Raw genomic sequence first — 10,357 nt, 5'->3', positions numbered from 1 at the left:
CGAAGAAGCGTTCGACCAGCCAACGCCGAGTATAACGACGGAGCCTGCGGCCGTCCTGGGTGAGCGACCTCACTCGGTTTGAAGTCCAAGTCCTCTCGCATGTCATTGAACTTCTCGAAAACAGCTTCCATCCGCTGCCGAAATTTGATTCCAGTCAGATACTGATAGACCTGCTCCATTTTGGTTTGCTGTCCCTGCTGCGCCATTCGCGATCCGCTGACTTCGATGAGAGTCTGGCGGAGTGCGACAGCAACAGGTAATGCGTAGCGCGGGTGCGCAACCCACACCCCGTCCATCAAGTCGAAGTGCTCGATGTGCTTCGGAAGAGCCTGCGAGATAATGAGGGCAACGTCGGCGCCACAACGCCGCTGGTCGTCGCGCAGCTTCGCGAGCCACCCATCGCTCCATGCTTTCGTGCGTTTAGACTCCCAGAGAATAATGCCGGCGGATTGGCCGATCGAGCCGTTGACCTGTTGGACGACATCGCCTCCGAGCTCGCCCTTTCCAACAGGTTCGAGCAGATCGGTGGGGAAACGTCCGCGTAACAGTACCTCAAGTTCGAGCTCAAGCGCCTCACCTTGGGATTGCTGAGAACCTTGCTCGGCCTTACATTTCAGCTCCTCGATGGTCCGTGTCATGGATTCGATGGTTTGATCTTTCTCCAAGACGCGCAATCTAGCCGCTTCGTCAGCTTCCAGGCGAGCCTTGGCTTGAATCTCAGCGATCGAGGCCTGAACGCGCTTTTCAATCGTGAGATTGAGTTCACGCTTCTCTTCATCAAGTGCCCGTTGCTTGCGCATCAACTCGGCCTGAGCCTGCTGTGCCTCGGCGAGCTTGGCATTGTTTGCCGCAAGGCTTTGGCGAAGTTCGCTCGCTTCCGTCTCCTTGGCTTGCAATTCCGCAGCGGCTGCCTCGCGAGCTTTCTTTGCTTCTGCTGCCACGATCGCAGTTCGTTCGGCAGAAAGTCGTTTGGCTACCTGGTCTTCGATCTGCTCGCGTGCCCTTGCGAGCTGTTCACGCTCCTCGCGCAAGGCTTCGACCTTGCGGGCGACCTCCGTATCCTTGCTGGCCAACTCCTCCTGAAAACGACGGCGTGTTTCTTCGAGCATCCTGGGGCGTCCACTTTAGAAAGCCAAGACAGAGGTACAGAATGTTGGCGCCGCCTTCTTCAAAAGCGAGCCGAGTGGCCCTGTAAAGGTCCGTTAGCCGACCTTCAAGCTCGGTCTCTGAAACGGCGGTGTGGAGCTCGCCGCGGACCAGCGCATCACTAATGAAATCCTTCCGAGCGTCGTCCTGGAGGCGGTGTGCGAGCAGCGCAGTATCCCGTCCATCACTTCCGTTGAGTACGTTGGCCCGTCCGAGCAGTTTAAAGCGATTTCCCCCGGAGAGCTTGTCTTCAAGAATCGCCGCATCAGGGCATTCGATCGCGATGGTGGATTTCGCATCCTTGAAGTTCAGTAGGCGGTTTCTCAGCGTGAGATCCAAGAGGTTACGCTTCCAAACCTCAAGCCGATCTAGATTCTGTTCGAAAACGGGTTCACGGGGCTTGTCGAGATCCTCTTCAAATTGTGGTATCTCGCCGACTTCATGCGAGACGGACGGTGCGCCAGAAGGAGTTATTGTCGGCCCGCCGGACCCCGATAGATCAAGTGGCCGGATCTTGGCGCTTCGCGCGCGCTTGACGTCAATAGCGAGCTCGAACGGGGAGGTCGCGTCCTCATCGATCAGCTTTGCTCCCGCATCGACGGCTTGTTTGAACCGCCCTGGGTTTGACCCGGTGAGTATCGTTGTCTCTACCAGGACCATCTCCTCGAGCTGCACGCGTTTGCGCAGCATCTGCGGATCGTCGGTCACAAGCCTCGAAAAGTCTTCATCCACAAGCCACACGCCAACGAAGGCGTGGCCTTCGGTTAGGATAAGCACCGGGTTCAGACCTGCCTGCTCGAGACAGGACGCGTAGAGGAGAGTGAGGTCCAGACAGGTGCCGACCTTGCGAGACAGGATTTCGCTCGGTCCCCGAATCTGTTGGCCCGAACGCTCGAAACTCTTCGGAGGAAGGACGTAGGCGATCGAGTGTGAAACTAGAGCGGCCCATACAGCATCGGCGATTTCCCAGGCCCTGGTCTTGGTCTTCTTGCGATAGCCGTCCATCGCGTCGTCTCGGCCGGCCGCGGCGAGCTTACCCGAGGCTTCCCGCAGGATAACGTCGACGCTGGGATCGGTCGGCCTGACGAAGGCCGCCAGTAGCTCAGGCGTTGCGTTAACGCCGCCCCAGTACGAGGGCGGGAGCAGATTGAGCTCGACAATCCTTTCGACGAGCTTTTCGCCAGCGGCATGCACATGTATGCGCAATTGGGCCTCGCCTCGACGCATTGATGCCAGCCAGGAATGCCGCGTCCAACTTCAGATCTAAGCTGCGGATGTGATGCGTAGCTTGGTTGGCGACGTGTTGGATTGCGACGAATCGGCTCGCGAGTTAAGCTCGCACGTTGCCCATAGAGGCTGAGAGCCGGCTCCACAAATTTGGACAGGACGATAAGTGGAATTTCTGCCTGACAGCGGCGATAATCGCCGTGAACAGGAGAAACCATGAGCAGACGACCGCGCCGGAACCACTCACCGGCCTTCAAGGCGAAGGTGGCGCTGGCCGCCGTCAAGGGCGATCGCACGATAGCCCAGTTGGCGGAGCATTTCGACGTTCATCCCAATCAGATTACGGCCTGGAAATCCCAGCTTGAGGGCGGCGCCTCCGATATTTTCGGACCGGGAGGCGGGACACCGGCCACGCCCGCGGTCGATGTGAAGTCGCTGCACGCCAAGATCGGAGAGCTGACGCTGGAGAACGATTCCTAAGAAACAGCCTCGCCGACGTTCGGCTCCAAGGGCTGGAGAACGAAGCCGAATGCCTTGGCACGCCGATGCAAATTGTTGACCACTCGCGTCCGGTAGCGCGTCTCGTAGGACGAGGCCCCGGGATCGACATAGTCCATTCCGTATCGCACAGCATTGTAGAACAGAACTGCGATCTTGCGGGCCGTGGCGGTCACTGCCTTGGCCTTACCGATGCGCGATGAAAGTCGCCTGTAAAAGGCGCCGAGCGCAGTATTGGTGCGCCCGACGGTGACGGCAGCAAGGCGCAGAAGTGCCGCCGCCCGGCCGCCGGATCGGCGCGTTCGGGACGAGAGCCTTTTGCCGCCGGAGACCTTGTTGCTCGGCGCCAGTCCTAGCCAGGAGGTAAAATGCTTTGCACTTGGCCACGAGGAGAGGTCGTCACCGCATTCAGCGATCAGCTTCAGCGAGAGGTAAGGACCGAGGCCGTCGATCGTGGTGATGTCTTTTCCCAGCAACGCGAATAGCGCCTCGCGGACGTCGAAAGCTAGAGCGTTCGCCTGATCGGTTCGATTCCGACGCAGCGAGGCCGGCGGTGCTGGTCCATGACCACGACCGCGATGGTTGCTCAGTTCCTTCAACACGGCTTCGATCCGGGCGTCGCAGGCAGATGCCTTCTCGTGGTAGGTGTCGTAAAGCGCAAGTGCCTGCTCGAGCGCAAACAGATGCTCGGCGCGGTAGCTCCCGGTGAGCGCCTTCGCAATCGTCTCGGCACTGGAGTGGCAACTGTAATGGCGCAAGCACGCCAGCGCCTCGGGATCGCGCTCGCCGGCAAGGATCGCGCGTATGATACGCAGGCCGGTCGCGCCGGTGATGTCGGCGACGACGTGGTGGAGCTGAAGATTCATCTCCGTCAAGGCCTTCTGCATATGCTGGATGTGTGAGGCCGCGTACTCCAGCAGACGCTCGCGCTGACGCACGTAGGCTCGCAGCTCGGCAATCTGCCCTTTGGGCTGAAAGCTGGCCCGCAGCAACCCGAATGAATGGAGCCGCTGCAGCCATTGCGCATCGCTGACATCGGTCTTACGCCCCGGCACGTGCTTGGCATCCCGCGCGTTGACAAGAAACACCGTAAATCCCCGGGCATCGAGAAGCTCGAAAATTGGAATCCAGTAGACGCTGGTCGATTCCATGACGACGGTCTCGACGCCGCATTCCGTAAACCAGTCGACCAGCCGATGCAGATCGGCCGTGAAGGTACCGAAACTGTGGACTGGCTCCGGTGCGCGATCTGCCCTAACGGCCGCCATATGCATGGTGGCGCCAACGTCGATGGCAGCCGCGTTCGGGTGCACCATCGGCATCTTACCGCCGTCCTTCGACTTCGATCTTTTGGGATTCATCTGTAGTTCCTCCTGACTCCGGCGGAAGGGCTGGGCTGCGCAATTCATTCAAATTCCTAAACGGGATCGCCGAGATGGCGTCACCACTCTCAAGTGCGCAACAGCCCATGGACCAGGTTTTTTGACGGGGTCACGTGCCACCAAAATCGTATCGGCCGCTCCCTTCCGGCCGCAGTCTAGCGGTTGCCCGTTTCTATCCCACAGGGGGCGCGCAGCGTCGCGCATAGTTTTTTAGGAGGCGCGCTCACCAAGGCGGGATGGCTGAGCGCAAAGCGATGATCGATTGTGAACACGATCTACCGATCACCAAGCAAGCAGAGATTTTGAAGGTCAGCCGCAGCAGCGTGTACTATCTGCCCCGTCCAGTCTCTTCAGCCGACCTCGAGATCATGCAGCGTCTCGATCGGCTGCATCTGGAGTATCCCTTCGCCGGTTCGCGTATGTTGCGAGGCCTGCTGGCTTTGCAGGGGTGCAAGATCGGCCGCCGGCATGTGAAGACGCTCATGCGGCGGATGGGGATAGAGGCGCTCTATCGCCGCCCGCGCACCACCAAGCCCGAGCCCAGTCACAAGATCTATCCGTATCTGCTGCGCGGCATCGAGATCACGCGGCCGAACCAGGTCTGGGCCATGGACATCACCTACATTCCAATGGCGCACGGCTTCGTTTATCTCGCCGTGGTGCTGGACTGGGCGACACGCCGTGTTCTGTCGTGGCGGCTGTCGATCACGATGGAGGCGGCCTTCTGCGTCGGGACGTTGGAGGATGCTCTCGCTCGTCATGGCAGGCCGGAAATCTTCAACACCGACCAGGGTTCGCAGTTCACGGGCGCGGCGTTCACCAGTCTGCTTGCCAGCTACGGCATCGCCATCAGCATGGATGGCAAGTGGGCATGGCGGGACAACGTGTTCGTCGAACGGCTGTGGCGCAGCGTCAAATACGAGGAGGTCTATCTGCGAGCCTATGAAAACGTCAGCGAGGCCCGTAACTCGATCGGCCGGTATCTCGACTTCTACAATCGCCGTCGCCCACATTCGAGCCTTGACGACCGCACCCCGGATCAAGCCTACTTCGATCTTCCTCCGCTCCGCGCGGCGGCCTAACCCCGGCAGACGCTCCACTTATCGACGCGGAAGTTTTGTTCAGACAACCGGGACCAGTTCACTGGACCGCCGGACAATTTCGGCGAAACGATCTCCGTTATGCGGATGATGATGCGCTGACGGTCATGCTTTAGGATGTCTGGCGCGTTGACTCGCTCGAAGATCTGCTCGCGTTGCACTCCTTGCAGCTGCCCGGAATGAAAGTTGGCTAGCCCACGACCAGCAGCAGCAACAGCACTATGGCAGCGCCGCCGATGCGAGGGCGCAACGGTGCTCTGCTGGCGCCAGCAACAGTGACAGATGCCTCAAAGCTGGAACCGAGCAGTAGGTAATCTGGCGAAATTCGGCTCATTCGGAGGGAGTTTCCGCAAGTCGTCGTGTAAAGCAACTGATAAGGCTCCTGTGCGCATTCCCGCACCCATCGCCTATATAGTGCTCTACGTCGCCCTCTACGCGGCGTTCGGCGCCGCATCTCCGTTCTGGCCAAAATTTTTCGAAACGAGAGCTCTGGCGTCTCAGCAGATCGGTCTCATCCTCGCTGCCGCAATGCTGACGCGGCTCGTTTCCGGACCGATGGTTGCAAGGCTGGCGGATCAGCCCGGGTCATTGCGCCTCGTGCTCGCAGGCTGTGCTGCCGTGGCGGCCTCAGCAGCCGTCGCAATGCTCTGGGCCGATAGATTCTGGTGGTTGCTCCTTGTCGCGTTGGTTCAGGCTGCCGCTCTCGCCCCCACCACCCCGATCGCCGATGCGTTATCGGTCAATACAGCGAGGCCTCGCTTCGCGGGAAGGCCATTCGAGTACGGGTGGATACGGGGGGCTGCCTCCGCGGCTTTCGTCCTGGGAACACTGGTCTCCGGACAACTCGTCAGCCCAGCCGATCTCACGCCGGTTATCTGGATGAACGCTGTCTTCCTGATAGCCGCCACTGGCGCCACTGCATTGCTACCTGGGCAAGCGCGATCGCAGAGGTCGCCGTCCTTCGCTGTGTCAGGGCTGAAGCTCTGATCAGCGTGTCGCAGTTTCGCATCATGATTATCGCATCGGCTTTGATCTATGGCAGTCATGCAGTGCACGATGCATTTGCAGTGATTAGGTGGAGCGATGCGGACATCAGCACTTCGGCGATTAGCTTTTTGTGGTCGGAAGCGGTGGTCGCTGAAGTGTTGGTGTTCATGCTGGTCGGTCCAACACTCCTGGATAGGTTTGGCGTGCGTGGCGCGGCTATCTTGGCAGCTGCGGCTGGAATCGTCCGCTGGTCCGTAGCGGGCGTGACCACCTCCGTGTTGCTGCTCTCGCTGATACAGCCGTTGCATGGATTAACGTTCGCTCTCCTTCATCTCGCTTGCATGCGGATGATGGGAACGCTGGTCGCAGCAAGCGTCGCCGCAACTGCGCAAGCTCTCTATGCGTTTGGCTCAGGATTGCTAACGGCAGTGCTGACCTTATTGTCCGGCGCACTGTATGCTTCCTATGCCGGGGGCGGCGTTCTTTCCCATGGCGGCGCTCTGCGTCATCGCGCTCCCTTTAGCCTGGTTTGGCTTCGCCAATGGGAGAGACTGATACTTGGTCGAGCGAACGGGGCAAGGGCCGCCGGTCTACACTCAGCCGAAAACGCATCCGGGCAGCATCTCCTGTCTCGCGCGGTTGGTAACTTTGGCAGTCGGACGAGATCCTGTGCGAGCTTAGTGGCGCCGGTTTCTGTCGTCATGCGGGCCTTGCAAGGTGTCCCCATCGACGTCAGCTCGTCTTGGATCTCCGCTATGTCAATTTTTCGCCGATGTCCAAGCGAGGACCGTTGCGGCTCAACCAAGGGGCCGACTTCGCCTGAACATGAAACCAGTCGGTGCGAACCTTCTGGCCACCTCGAGCGCGTGGTTCTCGCTGCATTCCAGCGCGATCTTTTGGGAAAGCATAACATCTCCGACCGGCAGATTGCCACGCGGCATGAAACACAGGCCGCGCATCGGGCGCCCCTTTTCGTCGACCTCGCAGACGTTCGTCGACGCGCCCGCGTAGATCCTATACTTCCTGCCAGTATCGCCGCCGGTGACCTCGAAGTAACCCTTTTCCGTGAACGGTGCACGCTGGGGCGGCGATAGCCACGCCCGCAAGAGCTGCAGTGAGCGGCCCTCCGGAGTTCGTTCGGCGCCGTGTCTGATGAAGAGAGCCCGAATGGCTCTCGCGCGCCGGCCTTCACGCGGGCGAGATGATCTGAAGCCCAACATAGCGCGGGCCGATCACCCACCGACCAGCCTGGGGAAGAACACGGTTTCTTCCGCGTTCGGGTCGAACGATCGCATTTGCGATACTTGACCCGGACCCGTCCGGACTGCCGCGGTGAAGCCGGCGTCGGTCAATTTGTGGAACCGCCGTTCGGCCTTAGCGAGCTCTCGCGCGTCGTCTGGATCGAAAAAGTGACGGCTATCGCCGGTACTGTCCATCACGATCTGGATCGCCATGATCGTCTTCCTCGGAATGATGATGGGCAAGACTTGATCCAAGTATCTCGCCGAAGTCGCGGAGTTTCAAGACAAGAGATTGCCGACCGGCCCAGACCTTCTCTTGGCGCGGCTGGGCAAGGATGCCGGCGCGGCCACACCGAACGTCGGGCCTCAAAGAGCTTCTGAGTCGGCTAGCTCGTCGCGCCTTTAGCGGCCGCTTACGAGTTACGATGCTAGCGCCAAGGCCGAGATCAGCCGCTCGACTTAGCCTTTGGTGGCCGTCCAGTATATTGAGGGCGGCCGTCTCCCTTTCGTGGCCGCGGTCTGCGAAGCCGCAATCAATATTTTGAAGTCGCGCGCTGTATACGCCCCTACGATAAGCCCCAAACGCATCTGAAACAATGAACCGGCTGAGCGGTACTAAATTCCCATCGCGTAAAAGCACAGGGCGTGCGGCGGATGCTTGAGCGCTCCGAGCCGAGCATGTTCCCGCCAGCTAGGAACCAGCCCGAGCCAGGAGATTTATGCGTTAGACGCATTTCGAAGGGTTTACCAATGGCGATTGATGCTTTTAGAGGAACAACGCCGCTGTTTCTTCCTGAACGTTTTTTCGTAGGGCGGCTAGAAGGTTGGGCAGTGCTGGAAAGTCTGGTTGGCGGACTACTGAAGCGCGCAACAATTGCTGGTCACGGCGAACTAGAGGCCGACACTGATACAGTGCTGTTCACCGAGGCGTATACATTTGACGATGGCCATAGCGATACTCTGCATTGGACGATCCGAAAGGGTGAGGAAGGCAAGTACACCGGCTTGGAAAACAGACTGGAGGGTGAGGCCATTGGGGAGCAAGCCGGTTGCGCATTCCACTGGAAATACACGCGCGATACGCCGCAAGGGGGCGGTAGGTCGTTCAAGCTGAATTTCGACAATTGGTTTTATGGAATCGATGAACGAGCTTGCATAGTCCGCGGCCGTGCTGGGCGTGCTGGTATCCCGTTTGCGACGGCGCACGTTACTTACCGTAAGCTTTAGCCTCGCTGGTGTCTGCCATTGCCACAGGCGAGAGCAGGTGGGGGCACAGCGAAAATCGAACCGCGGGCGCGGATTGTCGGCAACTGCTGGCAGATGTCTCCGGCTATTGAATCGGCAGGGCACGGCCGCAAAGGCGGCGGCCGGGTCTGGGCAGGTGGGGTCGGGAGGCGTCCTCGTCCTGCATTGCACGAAACAGGTCGGGCCCGATCGCGCCGCTCTCGAATGGGGCGATGAACATGCCTTCGGGCCGGCCGCCGACCAGCCGGGCTAGGTCTTGCGCATCTCGAAGCGGGAGCTGGCGCAGATCCTCGCCGCCGAGCGCGAGCAGACAAACGCATAGAGCTGCACCTATTCGTCGTGCCGGCGCGAGTGCAGCGCGTTGAAGTCGGAGACACCGTCGACGCCGAGCACGACGGCCTCGCCGTCGATGTCGAATTGCTGCTCGCGGTTGCGCTGCGCCGCCAAACGGTCGGTCCAGTTGCGCCCGTTCTGGTGATCAGGCGCCCGGTGCGGCCGTTGCGCTCGACGCGCAGGCGATAGCCGTCATACCTGATCTCGTGGAACTAATCGGGGCCGGAGCTGGGCAGGTAGAACTCGAATGTGCTTGGCATGAGAACGAGATAGTCGCGCGCCCGCGAATATGCGAATCTTGCGCTCGATTTGAGCGTCGGGATTTCGTCAGTGAGGGACCGATGACAATTGCATTGCCATACCTTGGAATTGCGGTCTGCTGCTCGCTCACGGTCTGGTTGGTGAGCTTGATGCTTTGGGACCGGGGTGGAAGCGCCAGCTGCACGCCGATCGAGCGGCCAAGCTGGCTCTCGATGAAATCCTTCAAGCCGTCCGAGATCACGTGATCCTCGGCGGCGATTCTGCGCTCGAGCTCGCGCGCGATGTCCTCGGACGCCTCGCGCGACCAGCCCTCGACCGGATTGAACGCGACCACGCGGAGCACCCGGTCATATTGCCCGGCGAGAAGATTGCCGATCACCGTGGAATGGTCGATGCCTTCGTCGGTCTCGCGGAAGGCCGCACCGTCTCGGAAGTCCTCAAGGACGAGAAAAGTCCTTGTCGAGGCGATCGTTCGGAATGATGGACGGCGAGGCCATACGCAAAACTCCACTGACCAGAGTCCAAGATAGGCAACGTTGGGGCCGAAGCTGGGGCCGCGCGACATATGCAGAGCCCTTCACTTTTGTTGTCCTACTCCGCTCTCACGCACCAGGCGAGCAATTCGGCGAGGGCCGTCCCACACCTCAACAGTAGCGTGGCTTCTAAGAAATTCTTGGATCGAGCTTGGGCGTCTTTGTTCGTTGGGCAGTCGATTTCATAAACTGCACAGACAACGCCTCCTGCATCGACCGCGTACGCAACATATCGCATCGCAGTTCCCAGATTGACGAGAACTGCTATGGAGATTCATTCGCCGCTTGATCGTTCCTGCGGCTGCGTCTCATCGTGATGGAGGCTGGGGCTTGGAGCATGGCATCACCTCCGCAATTCGACGCCGGGCGCTTTCAGCCACTCGCTCATATGCAGCCCCTCTTCG

At 59.9% G+C, this 10,357-nt stretch carries 8 protein-coding genes and 2 pseudogenes; 5 read left to right on the top strand and 5 right to left on the bottom strand.

All coding sequences use genetic code 11. From position 1 onward, the window contains the following. Window positions 1-1,109 (bottom strand): DUF2130 domain-containing protein (locus XI09_RS06280; protein ID WP_271566096.1); only part of this gene is annotated, 1,109 nt, incomplete at its 3' end. Next, window positions 1,015-2,352: a DUF4011 domain-containing protein gene (locus tag XI09_RS06275; protein WP_271566095.1), complete on the bottom strand. Its 1,338-nt coding sequence runs from the start codon at window positions 2,350-2,352 to the stop codon at window positions 1,015-1,017. The genes XI09_RS06280 and XI09_RS06275, both read right to left, overlap by 95 nt. Window positions 2,353-2,589: 237 nt before the next feature. Between XI09_RS06275 and XI09_RS06270 the strand changes: the two are divergent. Then, window positions 2,590-2,847: pseudogene (locus XI09_RS06270) on the top strand (transposase); the annotation flags it as partial. 2 nt (window positions 2,848-2,849) lie between these two features. On the opposite strand, the gene XI09_RS06265 reads toward XI09_RS06270, so the two are convergent. Then, window positions 2,850-4,232, bottom strand: a complete 1,383-nt coding sequence (locus XI09_RS06265) for an IS110 family transposase (RefSeq protein WP_442869539.1) — start codon at window positions 4,230-4,232, stop codon at window positions 2,850-2,852. A 227-nt stretch (window positions 4,233-4,459) separates the two neighbouring features. On the opposite strand from XI09_RS06265, the pseudogene XI09_RS06260 reads away from it, so the two are divergent. The 3 genes and pseudogenes from XI09_RS06260 to XI09_RS45710 form a co-directional block, all read left to right on the top strand. Next, window positions 4,460-5,335: pseudogene (locus XI09_RS06260) on the top strand (IS3 family transposase); the annotation flags it as partial. Between the two features lie 300 nt (window positions 5,336-5,635). Continuing rightward, window positions 5,636-6,340 (top strand): MFS transporter, encoded by a 705-nt coding sequence (locus XI09_RS06255; protein WP_271566093.1) that lies wholly within the window; start codon window positions 5,636-5,638, stop codon window positions 6,338-6,340. Window positions 6,341-6,363: 23 nt separating this feature from the next. Next, window positions 6,364-7,434: an MFS transporter gene (locus XI09_RS45710; RefSeq protein WP_333939037.1), complete on the top strand. Its 1,071-nt coding sequence runs from the start codon at window positions 6,364-6,366 to the stop codon at window positions 7,432-7,434. Window positions 7,435-7,572: 138 nt separating this feature from the next. Here XI09_RS45710 and XI09_RS06240 read toward each other — a convergent pair whose 3' ends face one another. Beyond that, window positions 7,573-7,794 carry a hypothetical protein gene (locus tag XI09_RS06240; protein ID WP_271566092.1) on the bottom strand — a complete coding sequence of 74 codons (222 nt, stop codon included), beginning with the start codon at window positions 7,792-7,794 and terminating at the stop codon, window positions 7,573-7,575. Window positions 7,795-8,331: 537 nt separating this feature from the next. Here XI09_RS06240 and XI09_RS06235 point away from each other — a divergent pair. Next, window positions 8,332-8,808, top strand: a complete 477-nt coding sequence (locus XI09_RS06235) for a DUF3833 family protein (RefSeq protein WP_271566091.1) — start codon at window positions 8,332-8,334, stop codon at window positions 8,806-8,808. A gap of 496 nt (window positions 8,809-9,304) precedes the next feature. On the opposite strand, the gene XI09_RS45705 is transcribed toward XI09_RS06235, so the two are convergent. Further along, entirely contained in the window at window positions 9,305-9,985 is a 681-nt protein-coding gene (locus XI09_RS45705) for a hypothetical protein (RefSeq protein ID WP_333939036.1), read from the bottom strand. Window positions 9,986-10,357 lie beyond the last annotated feature (372 nt).

The sequence above is a fragment of the Bradyrhizobium sp. CCBAU 11386 genome, assembly GCF_028128955.1.
In the GTDB taxonomy this organism is placed as follows: Bacteria; Pseudomonadota; Alphaproteobacteria; order Rhizobiales; family Xanthobacteraceae; genus Bradyrhizobium.
The sequence above is the reverse complement of the archived record's forward strand: the minus strand, read 5'-3'. Positions and strand labels throughout refer to the sequence as shown.